This window comes from Spirosoma gilvum, assembly GCF_054776815.1.
Map to the genome: position 1 here is coordinate 424,291 of NZ_BAAHBH010000006.1, position 26,739 is coordinate 451,029.

At 49.9% G+C, this 26,739-nt stretch carries 24 protein-coding genes; 11 read left to right on the forward strand and 13 right to left on the reverse strand.

The genetic code is table 11. The features are described 5' to 3' along the window. Nucleotides 1–202 precede the first annotated feature (202 nt). The 4 genes from zwf (at nucleotide 203) to ACYVFD_RS18265 (ending at nucleotide 3,677) form a co-directional block, all read left to right on the forward strand. The gene (gene zwf, locus ACYVFD_RS18250; RefSeq protein ID WP_461091837.1) at nucleotides 203–1,702 is read left to right on the forward strand and encodes a glucose-6-phosphate dehydrogenase; all 1,500 of its coding nucleotides are present in this window, start codon (nucleotides 203–205) and stop codon (nucleotides 1,700–1,702) included. 112 nt (nucleotides 1,703–1,814) lie between these two features. After that, nucleotides 1,815–2,165 carry a cupin domain-containing protein gene (locus tag ACYVFD_RS18255; RefSeq protein WP_461091839.1) on the forward strand — a complete coding sequence of 117 codons (351 nt, stop codon included), beginning with the start codon at nucleotides 1,815–1,817 and terminating at the stop codon, nucleotides 2,163–2,165. 131 nt (nucleotides 2,166–2,296) lie between these two features. After that, on the forward strand, nucleotides 2,297–3,025 hold the full coding sequence (gene pgl, locus ACYVFD_RS18260; RefSeq protein WP_461091841.1) for a 6-phosphogluconolactonase: 729 nt from the start codon (nucleotides 2,297–2,299) through the stop codon (nucleotides 3,023–3,025). 160 nt (nucleotides 3,026–3,185) lie between these two features. Beyond that, a complete protein-coding gene (locus ACYVFD_RS18265; protein ID WP_461091842.1) occupies nucleotides 3,186–3,677 on the forward strand; it encodes a methylated-DNA--[protein]-cysteine S-methyltransferase in 492 nt (163 codons plus the stop codon). On the opposite strand, the gene ACYVFD_RS18270 is transcribed toward ACYVFD_RS18265, so the two are convergent. The 5 genes from ACYVFD_RS18270 to ACYVFD_RS18290 all read right to left on the reverse strand — a co-directional run bounded on the left by ACYVFD_RS18270 (nucleotide 3,674) and on the right by ACYVFD_RS18290 (nucleotide 10,161). Further along, on the reverse strand, nucleotides 3,674–4,312 hold the full coding sequence (locus ACYVFD_RS18270; protein ID WP_461091843.1) for a porin family protein: 639 nt from the start codon (nucleotides 4,310–4,312) through the stop codon (nucleotides 3,674–3,676). The two genes, ACYVFD_RS18265 and ACYVFD_RS18270, sit on opposite strands and share 4 nt — an antisense overlap. 39 nt (nucleotides 4,313–4,351) lie before the next feature. Next, nucleotides 4,352–6,157: a serine/threonine protein kinase gene (locus ACYVFD_RS18275; RefSeq protein ID WP_461091844.1), complete on the reverse strand. Its 1,806-nt coding sequence runs from the start codon at nucleotides 6,155–6,157 to the stop codon at nucleotides 4,352–4,354. 20 nt (nucleotides 6,158–6,177) lie between these two features. Further along, nucleotides 6,178–7,122, reverse strand: a complete 945-nt coding sequence (locus ACYVFD_RS18280) for a Stp1/IreP family PP2C-type Ser/Thr phosphatase (protein ID WP_461091846.1) — start codon at nucleotides 7,120–7,122, stop codon at nucleotides 6,178–6,180. Nucleotides 7,123–7,135: 13 nt separating this feature from the next. After that, nucleotides 7,136–8,350, reverse strand: coding sequence for a serine/threonine-protein kinase (locus tag ACYVFD_RS18285; RefSeq protein ID WP_461091847.1), 1,215 nt, complete (start codon nucleotides 8,348–8,350; stop codon nucleotides 7,136–7,138). Between the two features lie 104 nt (nucleotides 8,351–8,454). Then, nucleotides 8,455–10,161, reverse strand: a complete 1,707-nt coding sequence (locus ACYVFD_RS18290) for a trypsin-like peptidase domain-containing protein (protein WP_461091848.1) — start codon at nucleotides 10,159–10,161, stop codon at nucleotides 8,455–8,457. A gap of 342 nt (nucleotides 10,162–10,503) precedes the next feature. Here ACYVFD_RS18290 and ACYVFD_RS18295 point away from each other — a divergent pair, with 342 nt between their 5' ends. Further along, nucleotides 10,504–12,573: a tetratricopeptide repeat-containing sensor histidine kinase gene (locus ACYVFD_RS18295; protein ID WP_461091849.1), complete on the forward strand. Its 2,070-nt coding sequence runs from the start codon at nucleotides 10,504–10,506 to the stop codon at nucleotides 12,571–12,573. A gap of 340 nt (nucleotides 12,574–12,913) precedes the next feature. On the opposite strand, the gene ACYVFD_RS18300 is transcribed toward ACYVFD_RS18295, so the two are convergent. The 3 genes from ACYVFD_RS18300 to ACYVFD_RS18310 form a co-directional block, all read right to left on the reverse strand. Further along, nucleotides 12,914–13,081, reverse strand: coding sequence for a hypothetical protein (locus tag ACYVFD_RS18300; RefSeq protein ID WP_461091850.1), 168 nt, complete (start codon nucleotides 13,079–13,081; stop codon nucleotides 12,914–12,916). Nucleotides 13,082–13,227: 146 nt separating this feature from the next. Next, a complete protein-coding gene (locus tag ACYVFD_RS18305; RefSeq protein WP_461091851.1) occupies nucleotides 13,228–14,640 on the reverse strand; it encodes a sensor histidine kinase in 1,413 nt (470 codons plus the stop codon). A 376-nt stretch (nucleotides 14,641–15,016) separates the two neighbouring features. Then, nucleotides 15,017–15,670, reverse strand: a complete 654-nt coding sequence (locus tag ACYVFD_RS18310; protein WP_461091852.1) for a response regulator — start codon at nucleotides 15,668–15,670, stop codon at nucleotides 15,017–15,019. A gap of 136 nt (nucleotides 15,671–15,806) precedes the next feature. Between ACYVFD_RS18310 and ACYVFD_RS18315 the strand changes: the two genes are divergently transcribed. Next, nucleotides 15,807–16,832, forward strand: a complete 1,026-nt coding sequence (locus ACYVFD_RS18315) for an MBL fold metallo-hydrolase (RefSeq protein ID WP_461091853.1) — start codon at nucleotides 15,807–15,809, stop codon at nucleotides 16,830–16,832. A 4-nt stretch (nucleotides 16,833–16,836) separates the two neighbouring features. On the opposite strand, the gene ACYVFD_RS18320 is transcribed toward ACYVFD_RS18315, so the two are convergent. The 5 genes from ACYVFD_RS18320 to ACYVFD_RS18340 form a co-directional block, all read right to left on the reverse strand. Next, nucleotides 16,837–17,844 (reverse strand): bestrophin family protein, encoded by a 1,008-nt coding sequence (locus ACYVFD_RS18320; protein WP_461091854.1) that lies wholly within the window; start codon nucleotides 17,842–17,844, stop codon nucleotides 16,837–16,839. An 84-nt stretch (nucleotides 17,845–17,928) separates the two neighbouring features. Then, a complete protein-coding gene (locus tag ACYVFD_RS18325; RefSeq protein WP_461091855.1) occupies nucleotides 17,929–18,429 on the reverse strand; it encodes a GNAT family N-acetyltransferase in 501 nt (166 codons plus the stop codon). Between the two features lie 68 nt (nucleotides 18,430–18,497). Beyond that, on the reverse strand, nucleotides 18,498–18,860 hold the full coding sequence (locus tag ACYVFD_RS18330) for a cupin domain-containing protein (RefSeq protein WP_461091856.1): 363 nt from the start codon (nucleotides 18,858–18,860) through the stop codon (nucleotides 18,498–18,500). Between the two features lie 35 nt (nucleotides 18,861–18,895). Beyond that, nucleotides 18,896–20,788, reverse strand: coding sequence for a redoxin domain-containing protein (locus ACYVFD_RS18335; protein WP_461091857.1), 1,893 nt, complete (start codon nucleotides 20,786–20,788; stop codon nucleotides 18,896–18,898). A gap of 22 nt (nucleotides 20,789–20,810) precedes the next feature. After that, nucleotides 20,811–22,274 (reverse strand): sodium:solute symporter, encoded by a 1,464-nt coding sequence (locus ACYVFD_RS18340; RefSeq protein ID WP_461091858.1) that lies wholly within the window; start codon nucleotides 22,272–22,274, stop codon nucleotides 20,811–20,813. A gap of 165 nt (nucleotides 22,275–22,439) precedes the next feature. Here ACYVFD_RS18340 and ACYVFD_RS18345 point away from each other — a divergent pair, with 165 nt between their 5' ends. From ACYVFD_RS18345 to chrA, 5 genes are all read left to right on the forward strand, one after another. Further along, complete coding sequence (locus tag ACYVFD_RS18345; protein WP_461091860.1) at nucleotides 22,440–22,730, forward strand: ATP-dependent Clp protease adaptor ClpS; 291 nt, start codon at nucleotides 22,440–22,442, stop codon at nucleotides 22,728–22,730. A gap of 92 nt (nucleotides 22,731–22,822) precedes the next feature. After that, nucleotides 22,823–23,434: a recombination mediator RecR gene (gene recR, locus ACYVFD_RS18350; protein WP_461091861.1), complete on the forward strand. Its 612-nt coding sequence runs from the start codon at nucleotides 22,823–22,825 to the stop codon at nucleotides 23,432–23,434. A 164-nt stretch (nucleotides 23,435–23,598) separates the two neighbouring features. Continuing rightward, nucleotides 23,599–24,291 (forward strand): superoxide dismutase, encoded by a 693-nt coding sequence (locus ACYVFD_RS18355; RefSeq protein WP_461091862.1) that lies wholly within the window; start codon nucleotides 23,599–23,601, stop codon nucleotides 24,289–24,291. A gap of 160 nt (nucleotides 24,292–24,451) precedes the next feature. Continuing rightward, on the forward strand, nucleotides 24,452–25,411 hold the full coding sequence (locus ACYVFD_RS18360) for an isopenicillin N synthase family dioxygenase (protein WP_461091863.1): 960 nt from the start codon (nucleotides 24,452–24,454) through the stop codon (nucleotides 25,409–25,411). Nucleotides 25,412–25,513: 102 nt separating this feature from the next. After that, the gene (gene chrA, locus ACYVFD_RS18365) at nucleotides 25,514–26,719 is read left to right on the forward strand and encodes a chromate efflux transporter (protein ID WP_461091949.1); all 1,206 of its coding nucleotides are present in this window, start codon (nucleotides 25,514–25,516) and stop codon (nucleotides 26,717–26,719) included. Nucleotides 26,720–26,739: the final 20 nt, after the last annotated feature.

Sequence of the window (26,739 nt, forward strand, 5' to 3'; positions counted from 1 at the left end):
TTGATTTTAATCGTTAAAGGTAATTCGGTAAATTAAATAATCGTGACCGGAATGAACAAAAAAGTTAATGGAATTGGTTTGAGGGAGTAAATGCAAAGGTCATGCCGATCCTCTGCATCACGCAAACACACTAAAACTTGTTCGACAACGGGAAGGCGGGTAACTTGCACCGTCTTTCAGTCAGACAACAATCTGTTTTCTAATGATTCCTGCAACTAACCAGCGCCCGGCTGCTACGATTCTGTTCATTTTTGGTGGCAGTGGCGATTTGAATCTCCGTAAACTTACACCCGCTCTCTACAATCTGTATCTGGATAAGTACCTATCCGATCGGTTCGCCGTCGTTGGACTTGGCCGGAGTAATTATACCGACGAGACGTTTCGGGAGCACCTGCTCGAAGGAGTTCAATCGTTTTCCCGGCGGAAAAATGGTCCCGACGATGCTTGGAAGTCGTTTGCACCTACGGTGTCGTATCTCCAGATGGATGCTGGCGATAGTGCTTCCTATACCAAGCTGTCGGATTTCGTCACGGGCAAAGAGAACGAATGGGGTGTTCAGGCGAATGTGGTGTTTTATCTGGCCGTGGCTCCACAACTGGTGCCGGGCATTGCTACAAACCTCGGAAAGCTCGCTCTTTGTGGTGATAAAGAACGAGTTCGGGTAGTTGTGGAGAAGCCGTTCGGGCGTGATTTGAAGACGGCACAGGAGTTAAATGCGCTGTTGGGTGGATTGTTTGCCGAAGAACAGATCTATCGTATCGACCACTATCTGGGTAAAGAAACGGTACAGAATATTCTGGCACTCCGCTTTGCGAATTCGCTTTTTGAGCCCATCTGGAATCGCCGTTATGTCGATTATGTGCAGATTACGGCAGCCGAAACGGTAGGCCTGGAAGGACGTGGCGGCTATTACGAAGGCTCCGGTGCCCTACGCGACATGATTCAGAATCACCTGCTTCAGGTGTTGTGTATGGTAGCTACCGAAGCACCGATCTCGTTTGATGCCAATGAGGTTCGAAACAAAAAAGTGGATGTGCTCAACGCCATCCGTCGCATCAAACCCGAAGAGGTAAAAGATGTTGCCGTTCGGGGACAGTATGGCCCCGGCGAAAAAGATGGGAAACCTATTCCTGGCTATCGACAGGAGGAAGGTGTAAAGCCTGATTCAGCCACCGAAACCTTTGCCGCTATCAAGCTATTTGTCGATAACTGGCGGTGGGAAGATGTGCCGTTCTATTTGCGGACGGGTAAGTCATTGCCCGAAAAAGCAACCGTCATTACCATCCAGTTCAAACCGGCCCCGTATTACGCATTCCCCTCTGAAGCGACGCAAAGCTGGCAATCGAACCGGCTGACGATCGGTATCCAGCCCGGAATGGATATTCGGTTACGATTCCAGGCCAAGCGGCCCGGCCAGACGCTGGCCATTGATCCTGTCGAAATGGTATTCAGCTATAAAGATGCTTACGCTGGTCAGGAGCCGGAAGCTTACGAAACGCTGCTGCTCGACGTAATGACGGGCGATGCGACGCTGTTTATGCGGGCCGATCAGGTCGAAGCAGCCTGGAAAGTAGTTACGCCTATTCTGGATGCCTGGGAGGCCGAAACGCCTGATTTCCCGAACTATGCACCAGGTTCGTGGGGCCCCGAAGCCGCTACTCAACTGGTCGAGAAGGATGGGTTTCACTGGATGATGAAATAAGGAAAGTTTACAGTTTTCTGTTCACAGTTTACAGTTGGCTAACGTGTCAATTGTTGCTGCGTCAGTAAACTGTGAACAGAAAACTGTAAACTGTAAACTGTAAACTGTTAGTATGACCACCCAACTAGCTGCTCTTTTTGTGGATGATCAGGCTTTGCCGTGGGAAACGGTAGGCGAAGGGGTAAAGCGTAAAATCATGACCTACGATGCGGGTCTGATGATGGTGAAAGTGGCCTTCGAAACGGGTGGGATCGGTACTCCACACAGTCATCATCATACGCAAATGAGTTATGTGGCCAGTGGAGCGTTCGACATTACTATCGGGGACGAAACCCGGACGGTTCGGGAGGGCGATGCCTATTACATTCCATCGAATGTCTGGCACGGGGCCGTTTGCGTCGAAGCAGGTGTACTGGTCGATATTTTTACCCCTATGCGCGAAGACTTCGTGGTGACTAAATAAATAAGATTAAACACATCGGACCGCCGAAGCGGAGGCACAGAGAACACAGAGTAGATAAAATTAAAAATCTCTGTGTTCTCTGTGCCTCCGCTTCGGCGGTCCGATGTGTTTAATTCAAAAAATAATAATCTATGCAACTGATTGTAAAAAAGAACCCAGCCGATCTGGCGAAGGCGGCAGCCGAATTTATTGCCAAGCAGATCAAAGAGGTTCTGAAAAAACAGGATCGATTTACAATTGCCTTATCGGGAGGAAGTACGCCCAAAGCCCTACACGAACTGCTGGCAAAATCACCTTACGCTGAGCAAATTCCGTGGCTGCAGTTGCATGTGTTCTGGGGTGACGAACGATACGTACCGATCGACGATCCGCAGAATAATGCCGGTATGGCCTATGATACACTGCTTGGGCATGTCTATACACCCGAATCGCAGATACACGTTTGGCGAACCGATTTGGAACCCGATGCCGCAGCGGCCGATTATGACCGGGTTTTACATGAGTATTTTGGAACATCTGGACCCAGTTTCGATCTGGTATTACTAGGAATGGGTGACGATGGGCATACGCTCTCGCTGTTTCCCGGTACCGAAGTTGTCCATGAGCAAACGGCCTGGACTAAAGCTTATTTCCTTACACAACAGGATATGTACCGGCTTACGCTTACGGCCCCCATCGTAAATCGGGCTAGTTGTATATTGTTTCTGGTGGCTGGACCGAAAAAAGCAGAGCCACTCAGAGAAGTATTGAAAGGAGCGTACAACCCGGATAAATATCCTTCGCAGGTTATTAAGCCGACGGAGGGGGAACTCGTTTGGCTGGTTGACACCCAGGCGGCTGAATTGCTTACGAAAAAATAAGCAGTGTAATAAATTAAACCGCAAGGGCGCAACGTGCTTTAAAGCAAAACTCTTCCCGTGTCTGTGTCCTCCCTCCGAATGGTAGCGTATGGCTGACGCACGGGTGTCTGTGAGGACACAGACATGGGGAAAGGAGAAAAAACTTTTGTAAAGCGAAATAATGGACACAATCGTTTTTAAATCGCCATTGGGTTGGGTTCGCGTTGCGGGCGATGCCAATGGGGTGTCGGTAATTTCCTGTACCGATGTTTCCCCGTCAGAAACTACGTCTGATCAGGCAATTGCCGAGCCGGTTCAGCAGGCGGTTCAGCAATTGCAGGAGTACTTTGCCGGAACGAGGCAAACATTTGATTTTCCAATGAATCCGGCAGGGACCGAATTTCAGCAATCGGTTTGGAAAGCCTTGCTTGATGTGCCGTTCGGGACAACACAATCGTATCTATCCCTATCGCGACGAATTGGCGATGAGAAAGCGATTCGGGCGGTGGCAGCCGCCAACGGCCGAAATCCACTCTGGATCGTGGTGCCCTGCCACCGAATTATTGGCTCTGATGGCTCCCTGACGGGTTATGCAGGCGGCCTATGGCGAAAGCAATGGCTACTGGAACACGAAGGTGCCTTTGCCAAATCAGGACAGTTGAGTTTGTTTTAAAATAACTCACTCAAATACACCGCTACCCCTGCCGATATGCGGAATGACGTTACATCGGCTTTTTGATTGAGGTCGAAGCCGTTCACCGATACAGGGTACTTACCCAGGGTCTGAAAGCTGCCGTTCAGGGTGATGGCTACCGGAAGGGCAACGAAGTATTGGAGACCTGCGCCAACATGTAAAGCGCCCCCTTTAAAAATCAGGTTATCCCGTCCACCATTGCCGTTAAGGACCTGGTCGGCTTTACCTGTCTGGTATACATAGCCCAGTTCGGCGTAGGGACGTAGGGCGCGGGTAGTTGCCGAAAAATTGAAGCGAACTCCCCCTGTTAGATGAGAAAAATGAAACGATTTACCCGCTATTTTATCAGGATTCAGGCTTGTAAAGTCATACTGACCGAATAGTTCGTAGCGTTGATTCAGACCGTAACCAATGCGCTCACCAATGCCCGGCCCTGAACCCGAATTTTCGTCCAGAAACTGAAAATAATCCGACGACCAACCCATGTAGTGCCCCTGTAAGCTCAGGCTCAGCCCTTCGGTGGTCGATTGTTGACGGATGGTTTGCGCCTGAAGCATACCTGATGAGAGCAAACTAACACCGAAAAGAAAAATGGTAAAACGAAGGAGTTGCATGAGGAAGATGAGTTATGTGAGGTGACTAAATGGTTCGGGTTAAAAATTCAATACATCGTCGCTGGTACGTACTTCGAAGGTTTGGCCGGAGCGAAAAATAACGGGCTGTCCTTTCGCTTCGTCGCTGATGGTAGCCGACCGCAGCGCAATGCGTTTACCATTGACGGCTTCGACGCTGTTGATTCGGAATTCCAGTAAGCTCCGTTTGCGGAACACCTCACCGTCGGCCCGTTTGATGCGGCTCACTTCGCCATAGGCAATGGCCCCGCTTTGAATGACTACTTCGCCATCGCTCATAACCGGTTCAGTGACCCGAAAACGAATCGACTGACCTTCCTGAGCGGCATCCGACGACAGCCCATCCACCAGTGCCAGATTGACCCGCAAGCGCCGAATCGCGATTGATTTCCGGGTGGTTGTTTTGGGGGCAACGGTTTCGGGAGCCGGTTCGGATTTGACAGCCGGTGTAACTGGATTGGCGGGTGTTTCCGTTGGGGCAACGGGTGAGCTAACGCCTGATTTTTTCACCTCTACCGGACCCGCAATGTATTGTTTGGGAGCTACAGTTTTGGGTTGCTGGATTTTCTCCTTTTTCTCAACCGGAGCGGGTGTTTCGGTTTTCGGTTGCGCAGGCTGAGGTGTCGAAATAGTTGCTGGTGTTTCCTGAGCCAGTGCAACACCGGTAGTCGGTTGATCTACTGTTGTTTCGGGTTGTTTGGGCTTCGGTTTTACTTCCTGTTGAGGAACAACCGTTTTCGTTTGATCCGCCGTGGTTGATGGCGTATCGGTCTGGTCGAAAACGATCAGGCTAATAAATAGTAATGCCACCAGCGTAAGCCCACCCGCCAGCAACGTTTGCCAGTTATCCGAAGCCCAGCGCATAGCCGGATGCGCCATAACCGACTCCGTGGCGGCTGGTGTTACTTTGGTTTCGGCCAGTAACACCGTGTTTCGTACGGGTTGAATATTCCAGACATCGGTAGTCGTGGCGGGTTTTGATAGTGTTAGTTTGGCAGGGTCAAGAATCGACAGTTGCGAATAATAGGGTTGGAGCGCTTTCTGAAATTCTTTGGCATCGGTAAATCGTTTGGCTGGATTTTTATCAAGGGCTTTGTGAACAATCGCTTCCAGTTCTTTAGGAACCTGCGGATTCAGTTTGCGCAAAGCAATGGGTTTTTCCTGCACGATAGCCTGCATCAGGGCATAATCGGTCCGGCTGGCAAAAGGTAGTTTGCCCGAGAGCAATTCATACAGCAGAATACCCATAGCGTAGATGTCGGAAGCGGCCGATGGTGCTTCGCCCTGTACCAGTTCGGGAGCCATATATTCCAGCGTACCCACAATGCGGTTCACCTGCGTTAGGCGTTGGTTGCCAATCACGCGGGCAATGCCAAAATCCATCAGCTTCACGGTCCCTTCGGGCGTTAGCATCAGGTTGGCGGGCTTAATGTCACGGTGTAAAATACCTTTCCGGTGGGCATGAGAAAGGCCCTCAAGACCTTGTCGGACAATTTCGGCTGCTACCGTAGCCGATAAGGCCCCTGCTTTGCGGATCAGTGCTTCCAGACTATCACCTTCCACAAATTCCATGGCCATGAAGTAGTCCGACCCATCCTGCAGGAAATTGTAAACGACGGCAATATTGGGATGGTTGAGCCGGGCCAGAATCAGCGCTTCGTTGCGGAAACGTTCCATAAACGAGGTCTGACTGACGAGGTGTGTATGCAGCATCTTGACGGCCACAGGTCGTTCGAGATGCGTATCAATGGCCTGATAAACGGTACCCATTCCGCCTTCGCCCAGCAGCGATTCAACGCGGTAATGATGGATTAGTCGGCCTTTCATTGGGGATTGCATGGTGGTAGTCATTGAGGAAGTTCGACATCACGGGTGAAAGGTAAATCGAATTCGCGGGTTTCTTTGGGAGTAGCGCCCAAATCGGTGTTGATGCGTTCGGCCAGCACAATCGTAATGTTGTCGTGACCACCCCGGCTTTTGGCCATAGTAACCAGTTCGTCGGCAGCATCGTGTAAATCAGTCTGTTGCAATACCCGGATAAAGTCGGCTTCCAGGCAGTATTCATATAAGCCGTCGGAGCAGAGCATCAGCCGGTCGCCCAGATCGAAGGGCAAAATACAACGGCCCAGATCGACCCGAATATCGGCTTTGGTTCCCATTGCCTGCGTCAGTACGTTGCGCTCTGGGTGGCTGGCGGCTGCTTCAGGGGTTATACCGCCCTTCCGTAGCAATTCCTGAATATAGGTATGATCCTGGGTCAACTGAATCAACTGACCTGATTTGAACAGATAGGCCCGGCTGTCGCCAACGTGGGCAAAGTAGATCTGATGGTCGTGGACGACAATGGCCGTGCAGGTGGTGCCCATACCCCGGAAAGCATCGTGTAGCCGGGCTTCGTCAAAAATCTGCCGGTTCGCCAACTGAAACGATCGACCCAGGCTTTTTTCGATGTTCTCGCTGTGCTGGAAATATTCCCGGTTCACGATTTCGGCCGCCATCTGACTGGCCACTTCCCCGGCCAGATGCCCCCCCATGCCATCGGCTACCAGCAGTAGGTGCCCTTTGATCCGGCGAAGATTTTCATCGGCCAGCCGAACAAACAGACCGGTGTCTTCATTGTTCTTGCGAATATTACCCAGGTCAGAAAGTACAACGGCGTTGATTTCGTCGGCCGCGGGGGCATTGTCCGGTGGGGTAGTTCCCTGAGTCGGTGGTTGGAGTTCCGATTCGGCTGTTTCCGGAAGCGCTGTTGGCTCGTCTTGCCCGAATAGCCATTTGAAGAAATTTTTCATGCTGATGTCGTTGCTATCGGTCGAAATAACACTGATATAGTTGTTGTACTTCGGGTTCAATGGTAAACTGTTGCTCGATGCCCTGATGGCGGATGGTGATTGGCAGGCGCTCACCCGGTCGGCGTTTGACCACAAATGGTTCGCTGGACTGTACTGTGCCGTCTGGCATCACCAGTTGAATGTCGTAATCTACGTTGAGTACCTCCACCTGGAGTTGCTCGTAATGCACAGGTGGAGGGGGAGGATGGGGGCCATCGGTCCCCGATTTTTCAGGGCCAGTATGGATATTGTTAACCAAAATAAGCATTCCCAGGCCGACTGCCAAAGCAATTAGCCAATAACGAATGGAGTGGATAGAAGCGGACAGCTCGAAAGCGGGTAATGAAACAAAAGAAAGGATATTTTGAACAGAAAGGCCTTGATCAACAGGTTTATCTAATTCGCTTTCCAGTTCGTCGGCGGCTGGGCGTTTGGCCGGGTTAGTATGTAAGCAATTGGCAATCAGACCGGCCAGCCTGGGCGAAAGGGTTGGGTTTAGCAGGTGAGGACGGGTATAGTGCCCTCGTTCAATTTGGTGGCGTAGCAGAAGCGGATTAGCCTCGTCAAAAGGTAAATGACCCGTTGTCATTTCGTAAAGCAATACACCGAGCGACCAGATGTCGGATTTCAGATCAACCTGGCCCCGAAATTGCTCTGGAGCCATGAATTCCGTGGTCCCGACGGCATGACCTACTTTGGTCAATTGGGGAGTAAAGCGCCCTTTGGCTATTCCGAAATCGACTAGTTTTACCTGACCATTAGGCCGAATCCGAACATTCGATGGTTTCAGATCCCGGTGAACGATGCCCATCTGGTGCAGGTAGGCAATGGCCGTGGCAATTTGTTTGATAATTCGGGTAGCCTCGTCGTTGTTCAGGCGCTCTCTCCGTCGAATCAACTCATCCAGAGAGAGTCCATCAATCCATTCAATCACCAGTGCCGGACGGTCGTCGAGTAGGCTATAATCGTACAGGGCGGCAATGTTGGGGTGAGAAACCGATGCCTGAACCGATGCTTCGTTGCGGAACCGGGCGACAAATTCGGGCCGGTATAACACTTTCACCGCTGCCAGCCGACCCGTTTCCAGATGAGTGGCTTTAAAGACTTCTCCCATGCCACCTGCCCCGACAAACTCGATCAGGCGATAGCCAGCAACGATACGGTAGAGGAAGGAATGAGCGGGTGACATGGTTGTATTCGTTTTCAGTTTAAAGTTTTCTGTCTACAGTTGGCTGACGCAAGTAAATCAGGCGTCAGCTAACTGTAAACGGAGGACAGGAGACAGAGGACAGTTTATTCAACTACTTGCCGGCGTCCCATCAGTTCGAGACCGTATTTGATGGGGATGGCGAAAGTGATGCGGGTAGCGTCTTCGCGGCTGGTGCTGGCTGAGAAGATACCGATGGCGTTGCCGTCTTTGTCGAACACTGGCCCACCACTGTTACCGGCACCCGTTGCGTTTACCGTAAGCTGGTAGTAGTCACCGAACTCACTGTAGTAGGCGGCTGCCTTGCCCGAAGCCTGTCCACGCAGTACTTTGCCGATATTGCCAGGGGTAACCGTTGCGTCAGGCACTTTCACGATCTGCGGATTCCGGTTCGAGAAGTCGCCCGAGTATTCACCTACATACACGTCGGGAGAGATGCCAGGGTAACCCATTACCGTAATTGGCTGACCAGGGGCAATCGTTTTGTCGGCGTCGAGGAGTTTAACCGGCGTCAGCGTTTCGGCCAGATCGATCTTGATAATGGCTACGTCGTGTTTCGGCGATACTACCGGCTTGCCCTGTGCAGGGAAACGTTGTTCGTTCTTGTTGAAAGTTACGTCCATGTAGGTGTTTACGCCTTCGATGATTTTACCCGACATTGGCTTTTTGCCGAAGAACTGCGTTTCGCCCGGTACCCAGCGGAATTCCTGTACGGGTTCAGAACTGATTTCCCATCCTTTGGCACCCTGCACCAGCAGAATTCCGGGGAAGGCATCTTGCGGGAAGCTATAGTAGGAGTTCCAGGCTGCGGCAACGTGCCGGTTGGTCATGATATGCCCCTGTGGCGACACCACGAACCCTGAACCACTGGCACCCGCCATCGCGATGGGCTTGCCGACACTTACATTCCGTTTCAGACCCAGCAGTGGCTCAATTTTTCCCGGTGCCGTTTCGATGTAAACCGCCTTGTTCACGACCTGGCCATTTGCTAGTTTGATCGGCATGTATTCGTGGTAAATATCGTCGCCCGTTAGGGTGTGCGTCAGTTTGTAGCCAAACTCGATGAACACAACTTTGCTGGTGTTGGTGGCGGCAATCTGCTCGGCTGTTAAGCCGTTATTGACAGGCTCAATAACTTTAGTAGAATCGTGGTGGTGAATCGTGATCGTTTTAACTTCGGGTTTGAACTTGTCTTTGAAGGCGTACGCTAAACCAGACAGCACAACCAGTACGGCCGCTACGCTTACCAGAACCGACTTGTTCGTTTTCCGGCGCTCAGTCATCATCATCCGCTCAACGGTTTGTTTGCCCAGACCTACTTTATGCGGAACCGTCATGTCGTTATCGCTTGATGAAGGAGCAGCGGTTTCGGTGAAGCTCAACTCGGTTGTAGGTTTTACCGATACCGGGATGTCGACGACACGGGTGCTCATCATCAGTTCGGCAGGCCGTGGGTTCAGATCGAACTGAAACGTAGGACCGCCCTGACCCAGTTGAATTTCGTCGCCGGGTTCAACCATTGCCGATCCGCTAACCCGGTTTTTGTTGACGAAGATGCCGTTGCGGGAATTGTTGTCGATGATGGTGAAGCCAAGTTGTTTGCCAGCTTCCCGAACGATTTTGGCATGTTCGCGGGAAACGGCCGCGTCGCGCTCAGGATCGAACCGAACCACATTGGAGGTAGCCCGCCCGAATGTCAGTTCGTTGTACTTCTTGTAGTCGAACTCTTCGACTTGGTTAGCTTTGGTGCCAGACAAGTGGCGGATTACGTAGCGGTTTACAATAGTTGCCATGATTTCTTATGTATCTTGAGGTGAAAAGTTGTTGTCGTTTTGACTGATACAAAGTTGGCGGATGGAGCCTTGGTGGGAAATCGGGAAATGCCCGGATTTCCGCTCAGAAAAACCTATATTTTGCATCTATAGGAAAACCTGTAGGGAAGTCAGGAGTAGACAGGTATTGTCAGGAATGGTCAAGGGTAGGGATGAGCTAGTGGGTGTCTTTTGTTGTTGATAATCAAACTTTTAGAGGTGAATTTGTTTGGCAGTAATTGGTTTGATTGCCTTTGATAGCACCTAACCATTCTTGACCGATTCTAACTATCTTTGACTATTCCTGACCATTCCTAACCACCTATGCGCTACCTCTTTCTTCTCTGCCTGACCTGTACGATGGCCGTTGCGCAGAACCCCATCATTGATTCCTTAAAGACTCAGTTAACCAAATTGCCCGCCGATAGCAATCGCGTGAAAACGATGCACGAACTGGCAACCAACCTGTGGTGGAATGGGTATGATTCACTCGCTCGTCAGACACTGATGCAGGCGATGCAGGTAGCCAGAAAAGTAGCCTATAAGCCAGGGGAGATTCGCGCCCGACTGGCCCTTGCCCGTATTGAAGCCGATTATCTGTCCGATACCAAATCGGCCCACGCTCAGTTGGACACAGCACTGACCATGGCTACGGCTATTCATGATTTATCGCTGGAGGGGCAGGTTTACCTTCGACGAGCCCAGCTTTACGAAAACATCATGGACAAACTGCCCCAGGCTCGAACCCTGCTGGAGCAGTCGTTGAAAAAATTTCAGCAGGGCCATGACCAGAAGTGGGAAGCACAGGCCTACAACGAAATGGCGATCATGAAAATGGGCGAAGGCAATTATGTGGCGGCTATCAACCTATGGCTGAATGCCCGACGGCTTCAGGAGTCGATAAAAGACTGGAAAGGCTTGCGGTCGACCTTGCCGAATCTAGGGGCTGTCTATATAAAACTGAATCGCTACGACGAAGCGATGACCTGCTTCACGGAAGCTAAAACCGTGGCCCAACGACTAAACGATCAGATGGTGCAACATTTTCTGACAGGTCGCCAGGCGGAAATCATGGAACGAAAAGGTCAGTATGCCAAAGCGTTACCACTGATGCTAACGTTGGTTAAAGCTTATTCCGACCCCTACCAACCCGCTTCGCTTGCCAGGGCATATGGCATCACCGGACGATTGTATCTGGAGCTTAAACAGTATGAACAGGCACTAGAATACAGTAAACTGGCGCAGGAAACATACCGGAAGACGGTTGAAAAAACACAGGATGTGGTTGAGCATAATGCCCAGAGTAATTTCGGAAAGATCTATCTGGCCTTAAAGCAGTATGATAAAGCGGCTGCTTCGGCAAAAGTGGGGCTCGACTGGACGAAAGGCGTGAAGGAGATGCGGCCGGAGCGGACGGAATACATCCGGCAGTTGGCCGAAGCGTACTATCATCTGGGACAACCGGCGAAGGCGCTCTCCTATTACAAATGGTACAAAGCCGAAGCCGATACCATGCTGAATGAAGAGGCTATGCAAAAGGCGACGGTAGCCAGCATGACCTATGATTTTGAGAAAAAACAGCAGGGCGTTCGACTGAAACAGGTCCAGCAGGAAGCGCGTATCCAGTCGCTGGAAAATGACAAACTCGAACAACTCCGTAATTTCCTGATTGCGTTGCTGGTTGCGGCTGCGGGTATTCTGGGGTACGTGATCTGGTTCAACCGGCAATTGAAGGGCAAAAACCAGGAACTCTCCCTAAAGAACGCTGAAATTGAAGCCGCTCTCTATCGGGGGCAAACCATCGAGCGTAAGCGGGTAGCCAGCGAACTGCACGACAGTGTAGCCGCTAAAGTGTCGGCCCTGAAATGGCGCTTTGAAGCGTTCGATACTGAAAGTTTCGACGATCTGCAGATGCGCGAACACAACCGCTTGCTGGACCATCTGGGCGAGGTATATGACGATATTCGGGCCATTTCGCATAACCTGATGCCTGAGATTTTAGAGAAGCAGGGATTGCAGGCTGCACTCATCAAGCTGGCCGACACACTGAACGTGCAGAATCGCACCAAGTTCCAACTCGAAGTAAGCGAGTCGGGTGAGGATGTCCGGGGCAAAACGGCCTACGAATTGTACGCCATCACACTAGAACTGGTCAACAACATTCTGAAACATGCCAAAGCGCGTCAGGCCGATATTACACTGGCTCGTCAGAATGGGATTCTAGCGTTAACTGTTGAAGACGACGGGCAGGGAATTTCCTCGGGAAAACCGAAAAATGGTATCGGCCTGCAAAACATTCAATCGCGTCTGGAACGATTGGGTGGCACCTGTCAGATCATTAACCGAGAGCAAGGCGGCACCCAGGTATTTGTACAGATTCCCGTAGCTGCGTAGGGGTGATGGGAGAGTTTGAAGTAGTATTGTTTATACTATCGCTATACTCCCTAAACCATCGCCCGAATAGAATACGTCTAAGGCGTTCCTGATGGTTTTCGTTACTACAGATGTAGGTGATAATTGTTTCGGGATATGCTTCAAATACCTGCATGAATGCATACACTACCGTTTCTTTAATACGGTATCGGCTTTGCCAACCTCTCCTGTTACGGAGTTAATTGCAAAAGAATAAACAGAATCGGCGAAGGGGTAGTCGGTAAGGTATTCCGAGTCAGAAGAGAAAGGTAACCTGTAAGTGATGCCGCTATCGGTGGTAAATAAATAAACAAGTCCAGGCCTAGGCTTTAGAGGTTGGACTACAAGCGGATACGGGGATAAGTGCGGCAAATTTAGCGCCTTGAGGTAGCTTGGATTCATCACCTGTTTTCAGATACTCCAGTATCTTTCTTTTATCCGCCAACCGCTTTTGATTAACGGTTTTTGGTCGATTTGCGAGCTTGTTCATAGCAACTCAGTATAAATGATTCGGCAAAAAGAAGATAGATGCATACACCTCTGTACTTCGCAAACGTACAGAAAGGACTAATAGTTTACAACAAGAGGGACCGACAGAGTAAGGAAAATAGGCAATAATCGCGGCCCTTATAACGGTTACACTTCAACGGCCATCAGGGGGAGTTGAATGTCGACGATGGTGCCGGATGGCTGGTTATCGTCGTTGGTTTTATCGACAATGGTAACGGCACTTTGTTTGCCGGTCTGCTGACTAATGAGCTGAAGCCGCTCTTCGGTCACTTTCAGGCCGACACTTTTGTGCGACGATACGGTTCTGCTCTTTAGTTCACTCGCTTTCTGGCGACCAACCCCATCGTCTTCGACAATGCATTGCAGGCTGTCACCGTTTTGCCGGACGCATACACATATATGCCCACGGCCTGGTTTATGGGCAATGCCATGCAGGATTGAGTTTTCGATATAGGGCTGAATAATCATGGGCGGAATCGAGACACTTTCCTGGGCAATCGAGCCATCTGTTTCCACCGAAAAGTCGAATTTGTCGTCAAATCGAAGCTGTTCCAGTTCGAGGTAAAGCTCCAGTTGCTCGAGTTCACTGGCCAGCGTCACCCATTCCTGACGCGAGTTTTCCAAAATCAGCCGCATCAGTCGGGAAAACTTCACCAAAAATTTATCGGCATTGTCGCTGTCGTTTTGCAGGACAAACAACCGGATGGCATTCAGGGAATTATACAGAAAATGAGGGTTCATCTGCGACCGTAGCGCTTTCATTTGCACGGCCGACATTTGCTGCTGTAGCTTTTCGTTTTCCAGTTCGGCTTCCACCTGTTCCCGATGGTGCTGTTCTCGTTCGCGGGCAAGTTCCTGCTCAATAATAGCGCTCTGAATAGCTCCTCGTCGCTGCCGATAGCCGAGCAGTAAGGTAAAGCAGGTTAACTCGCCAATAATCCCAAATTCCAGGTAACTCAGGGGAGAAAACAGGAATGAATTCGGGTTTAGTTTATAGACCTCGCCGGTCGACATCAACATGGAGGCAATAGCGCCTAACAGCAACAGACTTGACCCCAAGGCAAGGTAACGAGGTACGGTGCCTTTGAGCTGATTGATTTTGGGGATAGCGTACGTGGCTAATACGATAATGAGCAGTCGAATGGCGGTATGGGCAATATTATAAATTGTTGTGTTCCAATAACCGAAGCACAAAATTCCAATCAGGACGATATAAACCAGAATGATAATTCGGGCGATGCGGAACAACCGTAATAGGAACGGAATAGTATCGCGGAGGTGAACCAGCGCATCGATAAAATCGAAATAGACAATATACGCCAACATGGGAGCAGTACCCCGAACGAAGTTCTGCATACCGAGTGAGGTATAAGCAGAAACACCATCGAGCCGAAGGCTAAAGTACACTAGCCAGGCCAGCATATAAACGGCGTAAAGCCCATAGATCCGTTCACGATAGATGTTCCACTGTACTAAATTTAATAGTAGAATCGAACTGACCATACCCGTAAACAGCAGGTTCCAGGTCGTAAAATGCATGAAGTCAGGTTGATTTGTTACGGAATTTGGACGAACAACCGGCAATATAAGATTTCCGAACCAATCTTTTTATAGAGAGTAGGTCAGTCTTTTAAACTGGATTGATTTATAAAAGTACCAATCCAGAAACTCTTCAGATAAAAAATCAATAAGTGGAGACTGTTTAAACTTATATTGTTCGATCAATAAGTGTGTGAATTTGTCATTCCGACCGGAGGGAGGAATCTCAACATCCCTATAAGGCAAACTTGGGATTCCTCCCTCCGGTCGGAATGACAAATTCACACCTAATTTTTCTCTAAAAGGAAAAGTTTAAACAGGTTCGTACTCAGAGAAGTGGATGCATTGATTCGCTATAGATCTTGAGCGATGAGACTTACAACAACCCGTGCTTCACGGCATATTTGATAATGCCAATCGAGTTTTTGACGCCTAATTTGCGGAGAATGTTGTGTCGATGTGTTTCAACCGTGCCGGGACTGATGAATAGTTTGTCGGCGATGGCATTGGTCGATAGTTCCTGCGCTACCAGTTTGATGATTTCAATTTCACGATCGGTGAGAGGAACCAGTGGAGCAGGGGCCTCGTCGGTGGGGCGGGGCGATTCGACCGGGAGCGCCATCAACTGCGTCATCACCGATTCGGAGAAATATTTTTCGCCACGAGCCAGGGTTTTAATCGCCCGTTCGAGTTCGGCTTTACCCGCTTTTTTCATCACATAACCCGAGATCCCAGCCCGGAAAGCCTCGCGAATACGGTCGGCATCTTCCGACACGGTGAGCATCAATACCCGAAGCTGCGGAAAATGCTGACGAACCTGTAGCGTTAGGTTAATGCCGTTCAGATCGGGCATATCCATGTCGGTAAGCAGAATATCGACCTCGTGGCCATGCAGGAAATCGACAACATCCCGGCTGTCGTTTAAGGTGCCAACGACCTCTACACCGTCAATTCGGCCCAGAAGTAGGGATAAACTATCTAAAATGATTTCGTGGTCATCCGTTAAAACAACGCGAATTGGCGAGGACATAAGGCTATGGGTCAATAAAGAGGAACGAGTTTAAGTCAAAGATAAGCAGTGTTTTGGTAATCACGAACTTCCCAAAAGTTTTGAACATTCGGGAGTCTATGCGATTTATATTCAGGTTCATTCGTAGATTGACAGCATGTATTATCTGCTCCCCATTCTCATTTCAAGTGTGATTCTACTGGTGTCGGCCTGCGCTCCACGGTACAAAGGCCCTGTGACGGATCATTTCGATGGTAAGAAATTTTTCAATCCGGGAATGCCGGAACGAGGAACAGGTAGCCTGTTGAAATGGCTGCTCAACCGTGATAAAGGCCCCTGGCCCGAACAACCAGATGCTTACGTTGGCAACCGACCCGCTACACGCATCGAGGGCGATAGTGTGGTACTAACATTCGTCAATCACTCTACGTTTCTGATTCAGACAGCCGGGCTGAACATCCTGACCGACCCAGTCTGGTCGAATCGGGTAGGCCCTACGTCGTGGCTGGGTATCAAGCGGAAACGCCCACCCGGACTTCGTTTCGAGGAGCTACCACCGATTGATGTTGTTCTGCTGAGCCACAACCACTACGACCACCTCGATCTGCCAACCATCAAAAAGCTGGTAAAAGCGCATAACCCGTTGTTTGTTACGCCACTGGGTGTATCGTACCTGCCCAAATCGGTTGACGGACGAACAACCCGCGAACTCGACTGGAACGATACGCTCACGATCAATGATAAGCTCCGGCTTACCTGTACACAGGCACAGCATTTTAGCAATCGGGGTATGGGCGACCGCGATGAAACCCTCTGGTGCGGCTATCTTCTCCATACAAGTTTTGGGATTACCTATTTCTGTGGTGATAGCGGCTACGGTCCTCATTTCAAGCGTATTGCAGAGCAGGCGGGTGGCCCGATAAAACTGGCGTTACTGCCCATTGGCTCCTATCGGCCCGAGTGGTTCATGGCGCCGGTACACGTATCACCAGCGGGAGCGGTTCAGGCGTTTATGGATCTGAAAGCCCAGCAAGCCGTAGGTATCCATTTTGGAACATTTCAACAGGGCGACGATGGGTTATTCGAGCCCGTCGATGATTTACGGAAATCCCTGAAAGAAAAGGCTATCCCCGAAAGCAAATTTCTGGTACCGAAGGAAGGGATGCCGATGGTGTTTAAGTGAATAATTACAATAAGATATTATACACAGGAGTAAGAGCCGGTGGGATGTCCGTTTCGTCGAGCATTTCGCGCAGGTCGATTTCGATAGTGCGGCTAATGTTTGTGATGGGCGTATCGTTGGCGCTACCTTCAAACGGATTTTCGGTACTTTCACCTACTTGTTCAAGGCTCATAAACACCCAGGATACCAGTACACCAAATGGAATCGTCAGCCAAACCATATGATCCCCCAGTTTGTCGAATTCTTTTAAGAGCCCAAAGGGTACTAGCCCCGCAAAGAGCTGGATAAACAGCGTGCTGATGGTGGCAAACTGACGCGGGTATGGGTAATTTTTGATCCGTTCACTTTTCCCCTGATGGTCATACAGTTCTTTCAACATCAGCTCCAACTCAATATAACGGTGATTGTCAATCCATCCCTTGTCGGCTAACTCACGAAGTTGACTGGATTGACGACCAATCAATTGCGTCGCGCGGTTTTTCTTGCTCAAAACATAATCGGCTTCTTCAGCAGGTAATAACTTCCGAAGTTCATCGGCCAGATTACCTTCCCGTTCGGGGATCTTATAGTTTTGTCGGTACTCGGTATTGTAGGGCTTATCCATATTTTCCCAAACCCGCGGGTCTCGTAGCTGGAATCGTAGCGCTGTCAGCCAGGCAATGTGGCGATAAATAAGTTGTTGGTGAATCTGCTTTGAGGCTGCATTCGAACCGGATGGATCTCTGATAAAATCCCGAACCATAATACCCAGACTACGGCTGCTATTGATAATGCTTCCCCAAATCTGGCGCGACTCCCAGGCACGAGCATAGGTAGCGTTGTTACGAAAACCAGCAATGAATGCGGCTGCTGTACCAAGCAACGCAACAGGTACCCAAGGCATCCCAATCCAGGTGAAACCAGCTACTTCATACAGGAGCGTAATGCCTACATTAATGCCTAGCAGCCAATAGATCGTTCGGCGGGTCCAGAATAAGAATTCTTTTAGGGTATAGTTTTTTCCGGCATGCATGAGTCGTGTTTGTCTATAGTGGTTTTAAAGATGTGTTTTGATAGGCTACGCACAAAGTCGACACTTGTGATTTTCAAGGCACAACTACAGCCGTTTTTCGTAGGCCAGAAACCGGAGACCTGGCCGAAATCCCAGCGTTATTTCTCCGGCATAGCTATAACCCACTTTGGGGAAAAGTTTTTGCGTCGACTGGTTTTCTGAGTTGGTGTCGATGCGCAGAAAAGCAATTCCCCGCTCCAGGGCAAGTTGTTCGGCCTGGGCTAAAAGCGCGGCTGCCACTCCTTGCCCCCGAAAAGCAGGATCGACTGCCAGACGGTGGGTGACCACAGCCCGTTGAGTCAGATCGAAGCCGACCTGTGCATATTCCGGCTCCTGATCTTCGGTTAGAGCGGCTACGCCCGCTATCTGGCCATCGATGTCGGCAACCCACAACTGATCGTTTTCAATGTCCTTCGTAAAGACTGCTGTATTAGGATAATGCTCATCCCACTGGAAATTTCCGGTTTCGTGCATGAGTGGAACCACACGTTTCAAAAGAGCCTGCAAGGCAGGCAGATCAGCAGTGGTAGCAAGGCGAATGGTCATAGTAAGTTGTATAGTCTCTGTTAATCAGATTCTTAGTTCTTAATTCTATAAAAGAGGGGTACTAATGCTCAATCCACCACAACCCGATCCCCATGGCTTTTAGGCATTGAGGTTACCGTGAAATACAGATCGGTAGTGGTCGAGTCATTACGCATTTGATGGGCCAGCAAAGGTGGAATTTCAACGCCATCGCCAGCTTTCAACACATAGGGTTCGGTTCCAATTTCCATGGTGGCTTCGCCCGAAAGGACGAAGAAAAACTGACGGGCCTGCTGGTGATAATGCTTTACTTCAGAAGTACCCGGTGGCATTCGCTCCTGAATGATGCTCAGCGAATCGGATTTGACCAAATGCCAGCCATCACATTGTTCTCCCCACGTATAGTGTTCAGCGTTACCGGTGTTGATAATACCCGTCGGCTTTATATCCATTATGTATGTTCTATTGTCAATTAGGCATGGACTCTTCACTTTCCTTCTTTCAGCAACTCGACGACCAGGGCCAATTCATTAACAGTCGCTTCGGGATCGCCGGAGTAGCCAATGGTTCGGTATCGCACCCGCCCGTTGGGGCCAATCACCACCTTGGTCGGTATGCCCAGCACTTTATAGGCCTTGGATACCTTTTGCTGCCCATCGATGGGTACCGTAAAATCGTAGGGGTGTTTTTCCATGAACGAGTGCACCCGAGATAAGGGCCCACCTTCGCGGGTATTGACAAACAGGAATTTGACGTTAGGATCATCCTGGTACTGGTTTTTTGCCTGTTGCATAGCTGGAAATGATGCAATACATGGCCCGCACCAGGTGGCCCAGAAATCCAGTACAATCACTTTGCCTTTAAACGCCGACGACGAGATCGTTCGTCCTTGTAAGTCGGTCAGGGCGAAGGCCGGAGCCGGTTCGTTGATCAGTTTTTGCAGCAGTTCATCGCGTTGTTCGGCCTTAATATCGGATTCCAGATTCGCCAGATAGGCTTTGGCTTTGATCAGGTCGTTACCGGGTTGTTTGGCATACCAGTCACGGAGTGTATTTTTTAGGGTAGGGGTTGCTTTGCCCACCTGAATGGCCGCTTCAACCATCGGCAACGCTTCGGCGGCATGATTGGTCCGAAGGGCGCAGAGGAAATACCGTTCCGTTGTTCGAGGATCACTGTTCTCGACATCATCGGGATTGACCACCGACTGGTAAGTCGTAAAGGCTTCCGCGGCTTTTCCCTGCTGATCGAGCGTTCGGGCGTAGGTATTCGTTAATTGCCGAAGTCGGGTTTGCTTGTCAGTCTCCCAACTGCTGGGTGCATAACGGGGTTTTGTTTGGCTATTCAGTACTGTCAGGGCATGTTTGATCAACTGCTCTGCTTCGGGCAAGGACCGACGTTCTTCGGCCAGTTGGTTGGCAATGGTGTTCAGAACCAGGACATCCGTTTGAGAGGCTGGTTGCTTTTCAGCAAAGGCGATTAATCCCTTTATGTCGTTATTTTTAAAGTAACTATTGAGCATAACGGCTGCCAGATCAGGCAACTGCGCCGAGGTTGGGTAATCCTTGACGAAGGCTTCGTAGGCCGCTTTTTTGCGTGTCCAGTCGGCTTCGTTTCGGACGGCAATGGCGCGATCTTTCTGCATGAGTAAACCGGCTGGATCGGTCGTCTTCTGGCGTTCGCGCAAAGCCGCCACTTTTTGGAAATCGCCCATGCTTTCGTATAAGCGCGAGGCATCGGTCAGTTCGGCAACCGTGGGTGTTGGGCGCGATGCCAGGTACGCTTCTATAGCCGCCTTGACTTTCGGACCATAACCGGGTTTTCGCTGCTTGATGAGTGCTGCCAGGTGATCGGACCAGTACAGCGGACGCAGGTCGGGATTCATGGCCAGTTCGTGTTCGTACAAGGTTACGACCCAGTTTGGATCGGGCCGTACAGTCGTTTCATTTATAAAATGACTTCTGGTGAATACCGATGCCTGCCCCCCCGTCACGTGTGGGACAATCCGACCAGCCGCATCATAAACCGGAACGACATAGAACTGCCCGTTGTTCAGATCGGTGCGCTGGGGCTGTTTGCTGTTTCGAAAATACAGCATCGTACCCGTCACATCTTTTTTAGGGATGAACAATTCGCCCACATAATCGCGCCCCTGACGAACCAGCGTAACCGTAGTTGGGCGGCTAATGTGCATCACCGATGGAGCTCCGTAGCGTACATAACGCCCTTCCAGTGTGCTGTCCTGAGCCAGCGATGCCGTAGGAGTATACGTAAATGACACGACCTGCCCAATTTGCGGACGTTCGGGCGAGAAGCATAACTGGGCGCTGGCAGACAGGCAACCAGTCAGGAATAGGAAGGATAGACTGAAAACTAATTTCATAACGTAAAGGTAAAAGGGCCATTTAGACCGCTACAGACTTTTCCTCTTGGACTGGCTTCGAAACGGCCAGCAGCCCTAAAAAGGTGATCAGACCATTCAATAATAACCGTTCGAAACCAAACTGATAGCCGCCAAACCAGGCTGCTGAATTTTCATTGATAATGTAGGTTAATACGGGCGAAGCAAGGCAAATGAACGGAACAAACCCATCGATGACCGGACGTTTACTAAAAATGCCGAACGCATACAAGCCCAGCAAAGGCCCGTAGGTGTATCCGGCAATGTCGAAAACAGCCGTGATGACTTCTTTGCTGTTCAGTTGGCGGAACACAATGATCACCACATAAAAGAGCAGCGAGAAACCAATATGGACAATGTGCTTGATTCGCGACCGTTCGGCTTCGGGACGTTTCTCGACGTTCATAAAATCTACACAGAACGAAGTCGTCAGCGCAGTCAGGGCTGAGTCGGCACTGGCGTAGGTAGCGGCTGTAATGCCCAGCAAAAACGTAATAGCCACCATAAGACCGAGGTTATTCAGCGCTAATGTTGGGTATAAATCGTCAGTGCGTTCCGGAATAGGAATCCCCTCACGTTGTGCATAAACATAGAGCAGCACCCCCAGCGATAGAAACATAAAATTCACAAAGACCAGCGTAACCGTAAACCAGAACATATTTTTCTGGGCTTCCCCTATGTTTTTGCAGGTCAGGTTTTTCTGCATCAAATCCTGATCGAGACCCGTCATCACAATGGCAATGAAAGCACCCGAAATAAACTGCTTGAAGAAGTTCTTGGGGTCGTTGCCCTCCCAGTAGAAAATCTGCGACATTGAACTGTCATTCACGGTTTTGATGAGTCCGCTGAAGGATAACCCCAACTCGCGTGAGATCAGAATGATGGTTAAAATAACGGCGGTGACCAGAAACACCGTTTGCAGGGTATCGGTAACGATGATGGTTTTTACACCCCCTTTGAAGGTATAAATCCAGATGAGTCCGATGGTGATCAGGACCGAAACACTAAACGGAATGCCCAGCGAATTGAACAAGGCCAATTGAAGTACCCCGGCCGCTACGTAGAGTCGCACCGCCGAGCCGACCGTTCGGGAAAGCAGAAAGAACCCAGCCCCGGTTTTATACGACCAGAAGCCAAAGCGTTTTTCGAGGTAACCGTAAATCGAAATCAGGTTCAGTCGGTAGTAGAGCGGCATCAGTACGGAGCCAATCACAAAATAGCCGACGATGTAGCCCAGCACGACCTGAAAATACGAAAACCCAATTTTGCCCACCGCACCCGGCACTGAAATGAACGTAACGCCCGACAGCGACGTGCCGATCATACCGAAAGCCACCAGCCACCAGGGCGATTGCCGGTTGGCCGTGAAAAAGGTATTGGTATCGGCTCCACGGGCGGTATAAAACGAAACGGCAATGAGTACACCGAAATAGACAATCAGGATAACTAAAGCAAGCGTTGTGTTCATGAAGGAAATTTACGAAACGGTCCGCAAACGCGGTACAAATTGTGAGACAGGGAGCCTAATTCTGGCAACTTTTCGGCCCCGATTCAGGTTTTTTGAATACAGGAACGACTTTCAAAAGTGGCCGTTTTTTTGTAAATTTGCTAAGTAAATACGCTTTTCGCTCCCATGCAACCTTTTGAAGAAAACGACTGGTCGACGGATGTCGATGTACTCGACGAAGTGATTGAAACTGACGTGCATAACCTCGTCGTTTTCAACGATGATATAAATACGTTCGATCATGTTATCGAAACACTGATTGATGTGTGCAAGCATACGCCCGAGCAGGCCGAGCAGTGTACGTTACTGATCCATTATAAAGGCAAGTGTACGGTCAAAAATGGTTCCTGGGACGAACTGGTCCCGATGCGGAACGAAATCTGCCGCCGGGGCATCTCAGCGGAAGTCCTAAATTAATTTTGAATGATAGAATGAGTGAATGATAGAATAGCTGCCGCACGATTCATTCAGTCATTCTATCATTCACTCATTCATAATTCATAATTCTCTTGGAGTATCCATCCAAACTTATCGAAGACGCGGTGAATGAAGTGTCGAAGCTGCCGGGTATCGGGAAGAAAACGGCTCTTCGGCTTGTACTCCATTTGCTCAAACGCGACGAAGATCAAACCGAATTGCTTGCCCAGAGCCTGACGGCGATGCGGGCTAACGTCAAATATTGCCAGAAATGCCATAACCTGTCGGACAACGATCTGTGTACGATTTGTGCCAGCCACAAACGTGATCAGTCATTGATTTGTGTGGTGGAAGATACCCGTGATGTACTGGCCATTGAAAACACAGCGCAGTATAAAGGCTTGTATCATGTTCTTGGGGGTATTATTTCGCCCGTGGAAGGCATTGGCCCCAGCGACTTACAGATTGAGTCGTTGATGGAACGTTTGCGTGGTTCTGAACGTGAACAGGTACGGGAGATCATTCTGGCCATCAGTCCGACGATGGAAGGAGATACAACGGCGTTTTATCTTCAGAAGAAACTGAAGCCGTTCAATCTGAAAATCTCGACCATTGCCCGTGGGGTTCCGATTGGGGGCGATCTGGAATATGCTGATGAGATCACACTGGGTCGAAGCATCCTGAGCCGGATCGCCTACGAATAGGAGGGCTGATAAGTGATGATCGTCGGCTCTACAGGTTGAAAACATAACGGTAAGGACATAGCCTTAGAGGTAAAAATGTCGTTTATTTGCGTTTGATGAACATCTGCTCCGAAAACAGGTTTGTTCATCAAACGCTTTTTGTTTTCCCAAAACCAATCATTCGCATGAATCGCTCCGAGTTTTTAAAACTGGCTTTTGGTGCATCGGCCGGGCTGATCGCTTTTCGCTCCTTTGGATTGTCGCCCACGCAGGCAGAAGGCCCGTTTACCTTACCCGCGCTGCCTTATCCGACCGATGCGCTCGAACCGCATATCGATAAAATGACGATGGAAATTCACCATGGCAAACACCATAAAGCCTATGTGGATAACCTGAACAAAGCTGTTGCCGGAACCGACATGGCGAAAATGAGTATCGACGCGCTGGTAAAAAGCGTAAATGCTAGCACTCCGGCCGCCGTTCGGAATAATGCGGGTGGCCATTGGAATCATACATTCTTCTGGAACATCATGGGGCCAAATGCAGGTGGTGCGCCAAAAGGGCCCCTCGCTGAAGCTATCAACAAAAAATACACATCGTTCGATAACTTTAAAACCGAATGGGGAAAAGCGGCAACCGCTCGATTTGGCTCGGGCTGGGTGTGGCTGATCAAAAACGGAAACGATGTCGAAATCGTCTCAACCCCTAACCAGGACAACCCGCTGATGGCCTTAGCGGAGAAAAAAGGAACACCCGTATTGGGCCTTGATGTGTGGGAGCACGCCTATTACCTGAAATACCAAAATCGCCGTCCTGATTATGTTACGGCCTTCTGGAACGTAGTGGACTGGAACAAAGTGGCGAAGAATTTCGCGTAACCTTCTAAGTTATAAAGTTGTAGAGTCATAAGGTTGTAGAGGTGACTGACGAAACTCATATAAATGCGTCAGTTAACTTTATAACTTTATGACTCTATACCTTTATAACGCTGTGACTAGCCTTTAAACTTTTGTATTTTTGTACAAATTGATTTAGTCTATGTTAACCGAAGAATTATACAATGAAATCCCGTCATTAGATCTGGCGGATTTCACCTCAGGCGATCCCGAACGTAAGGCCAAATTTGTCCAGGATTTAGGCCGGGCTTTCAATCAGATCGGTTTTGTTGCTATCCGTAATCACGGCTTAAGCGATGCCCTGGTCAAGCGCCTGTACGATTCGACCCAGAAATTCTTTTCGCTGCCCGACAGCGTTAAACAAAAATACGAACATCCCGAACTGAATGGCCAGCGTGGCTATGTTGGCAAAGGAAAAGAAACCGCCAAAGGATTTAAAGTTGCCGATTTAAAGGAGTTTTATCACGTTGGTCAGCCAGAGCCGGAAGGCGACATGCCTGCCAATGTCTTCCCGGAGGAAGATCCCGAATTTGGTGACACCACACAGGAAGCGTACTCCACACTGGAAAATGCTGGAAAACAACTTCTTCGGGCCATCGCGCTTTATCTGGAATTGCCGGAAACCTATTTCGACGACAAAGTTCGGAACGGCGACAGCATTCTGCGGGCACTACACTATTTCCCGCTCGATCCCGAAACTACACCGGAAGGAGCAGTCCGGGCAGCCGCGCATGGCGATATTAACCTAATTACACTGCTCATGGGAGCCTCGGCCGATGGCCTGGAAGTGTTGCGTAGGGATGGCAAATGGATTGGCATTACGGCCTTGCCTGATCAGGTGGTGGTCAATGTAGGTGATATGCTCGACCGACTGACCAATCACAAACTGAAATCAACGATCCATCAGGTGGTAAACCCTCCCCGTGAGAAGATGAACCAGTCGCGCTACTCGATTCCGTTCTTCATGCACCCCCGCGCTGATATGGACCTTACCAGTCTGAATAGCTGCATTGATGCGCAACATCCCAAGCTTTACGTCGACATGACAGCGGGGGAATTCCTTGACGAGCGCCTGATGGAGCTGGGGTTGAAGAAAAAATAGTCAATTGTAGTCAGGCTTGGTCAGAAATGGTCAAGAGTTGTAGATAAGCATCTATTTCTGACTATGCCTGACTGCAATTGACCATCAATGACCTCCTCTGTGATGCTCCCTTACCTGACCGCTCATCAACCAGTACGGCGAATACGCTACATCATCTTTCTAAAAGATGTGTTGATTCTGGCGTGTACAACGTTTGGGGGGCCTCAGGTGCATCTGGCTATGTTTTTTGAGAGGCTGGTGAAAAAGCGGAGATACCTGACAGAAGAAGAACTGCTGGAAATGAACGCGTTAGGGCAGGTGTTGCCCGGCCCTACGTCGACGCAAACCATTACGGCCTTAGGGTTTAAAATCGGGGGGCCAAACCTGGCTTACCTAACTCTGCTGATTTGGATACTGCCTGCTGCCAGTGTTATGACAGCCGCCGGTATCGGTATTTATTACCTCGAACGGCATCAGCTTTCGCTGCATTTTACCCGTTTTATCCAACCCATGGCGGTCGGGTTCATGGTTGTTGCCGGGTATCGGATTGGCCAGAAGGTGATTCATGATAAAGTCAGTCTGGCGCTGGCACTCACGGCCGCCCTGGCAGCTTATGTGTTTCACTCGCCCGTAATGACGCCCATAGTAATTGCCGTTGGGGGACTGACAACGGCTCTCACGTACGAAAAGCAACAGCGAATGGAAAAAGAGCCCCTGCGCGTGCAGTGGGCTAATTTTTTTCTGTGGATGGGCGTTTTTATTACCGCTGCGTTGCTGGGGGCATTTACCCGTTCGCTACCCGTACGACTGTTCGAGAACTTCTACCGGAACGGCAGTATCGTTTTCGGCGGGGGGCAAGTGCTGACGCCAATGCTCTATAACGAGTTTGTGGCGTTTAAGCATTACCTGACGCATGAGGAATTCCTGTCGGGACTGGGCCTTGTACAGGCTATGCCAGGACCGGTGTTTTCGTTTGCCTCGTACATTGGGGCTTTATCGATGCGGGGAACAGGCTGGCATGGGCAGCTTTGGGGTAGCCTGGTGTCTACAGTAGGGATTTTCCTGCCCGGCACCTTCCTGATCTTTTTTGTGTATCGGTTCTGGGAACAGCTTAAGCGTTATCGGGTAGTACGAGCGTCGCTGGCGGGTATCAATGCTGCTAGTACCGGACTTACGGCAGCGGCCGCCATTGCGCTGTTCGAACCCATGGCTCCCCATTGGCCTTCGGTGGTCGTGGTTGTATTGACAATTCTGATGCTACTGTACACCAAGACCCCACCTTACCTGCTGATTTTAGGCGGCCTACTGGCAGGCGTGGTGATCAGCTAAAACTATCAGAAAATACGAAT

Bases quoted from the DNA above. Each gene is read 5' to 3' on its own strand.
- ACYVFD_RS18330 (WP_461091856.1), bottom strand. From the start codon at position 18,860: ATGGATATAAAGCCGACGGGTATTATCAACACCGGTAACGCTGAACAC.
- ACYVFD_RS18265 (WP_461091842.1), top strand. From the start codon at position 3,186: ATGGACACAATCGTTTTTAAATCGCCATTGGGTTGGGTTCGCGTTGCG.
- ACYVFD_RS18320 (WP_461091854.1), bottom strand. From the start codon at position 17,844: ATGCATGCCGGAAAAAACTATACCCTAAAAGAATTCTTATTCTGGACC.
- ACYVFD_RS18340 (WP_461091858.1), bottom strand. From the start codon at position 22,274: ATGAACACAACGCTTGCTTTAGTTATCCTGATTGTCTATTTCGGTGTA.
- ACYVFD_RS18255 (WP_461091839.1), top strand. From the start codon at position 1,815: ATGACCACCCAACTAGCTGCTCTTTTTGTGGATGATCAGGCTTTGCCG.
- ACYVFD_RS18360 (WP_461091863.1), top strand. From the start codon at position 24,452: ATGTTAACCGAAGAATTATACAATGAAATCCCGTCATTAGATCTGGCG.
- ACYVFD_RS18285 (WP_461091847.1), bottom strand. From the start codon at position 8,350: ATGTCACCCGCTCATTCCTTCCTCTACCGTATCGTTGCTGGCTATCGC.
- ACYVFD_RS18355 (WP_461091862.1), top strand. From the start codon at position 23,599: ATGAATCGCTCCGAGTTTTTAAAACTGGCTTTTGGTGCATCGGCCGGG.
- ACYVFD_RS18290 (WP_461091848.1), bottom strand. From the start codon at position 10,161: ATGGCAACTATTGTAAACCGCTACGTAATCCGCCACTTGTCTGGCACC.
- zwf (WP_461091837.1), top strand. From the start codon at position 203: ATGATTCCTGCAACTAACCAGCGCCCGGCTGCTACGATTCTGTTCATT.
- chrA (WP_461091949.1), top strand. From the start codon at position 25,514: ATGCTCCCTTACCTGACCGCTCATCAACCAGTACGGCGAATACGCTAC.
- ACYVFD_RS18310 (WP_461091852.1), bottom strand. From the start codon at position 15,670: ATGTCCTCGCCAATTCGCGTTGTTTTAACGGATGACCACGAAATCATT.
- ACYVFD_RS18345 (WP_461091860.1), top strand. From the start codon at position 22,440: ATGCAACCTTTTGAAGAAAACGACTGGTCGACGGATGTCGATGTACTC.
- ACYVFD_RS18280 (WP_461091846.1), bottom strand. From the start codon at position 7,122: ATGAAAAATTTCTTCAAATGGCTATTCGGGCAAGACGAGCCAACAGCG.
- ACYVFD_RS18315 (WP_461091853.1), top strand. From the start codon at position 15,807: ATGTATTATCTGCTCCCCATTCTCATTTCAAGTGTGATTCTACTGGTG.
- ACYVFD_RS18275 (WP_461091844.1), bottom strand. From the start codon at position 6,157: ATGAAAGGCCGACTAATCCATCATTACCGCGTTGAATCGCTGCTGGGC.
- ACYVFD_RS18295 (WP_461091849.1), top strand. From the start codon at position 10,504: ATGCGCTACCTCTTTCTTCTCTGCCTGACCTGTACGATGGCCGTTGCG.
- ACYVFD_RS18270 (WP_461091843.1), bottom strand. From the start codon at position 4,312: ATGCAACTCCTTCGTTTTACCATTTTTCTTTTCGGTGTTAGTTTGCTC.
- ACYVFD_RS18300 (WP_461091850.1), bottom strand. From the start codon at position 13,081: ATGAACAAGCTCGCAAATCGACCAAAAACCGTTAATCAAAAGCGGTTG.
- pgl (WP_461091841.1), top strand. From the start codon at position 2,297: ATGCAACTGATTGTAAAAAAGAACCCAGCCGATCTGGCGAAGGCGGCA.
- ACYVFD_RS18325 (WP_461091855.1), bottom strand. From the start codon at position 18,429: ATGACCATTCGCCTTGCTACCACTGCTGATCTGCCTGCCTTGCAGGCT.
- ACYVFD_RS18305 (WP_461091851.1), bottom strand. From the start codon at position 14,640: ATGCATTTTACGACCTGGAACCTGCTGTTTACGGGTATGGTCAGTTCG.
- ACYVFD_RS18335 (WP_461091857.1), bottom strand. From the start codon at position 20,788: ATGAAATTAGTTTTCAGTCTATCCTTCCTATTCCTGACTGGTTGCCTG.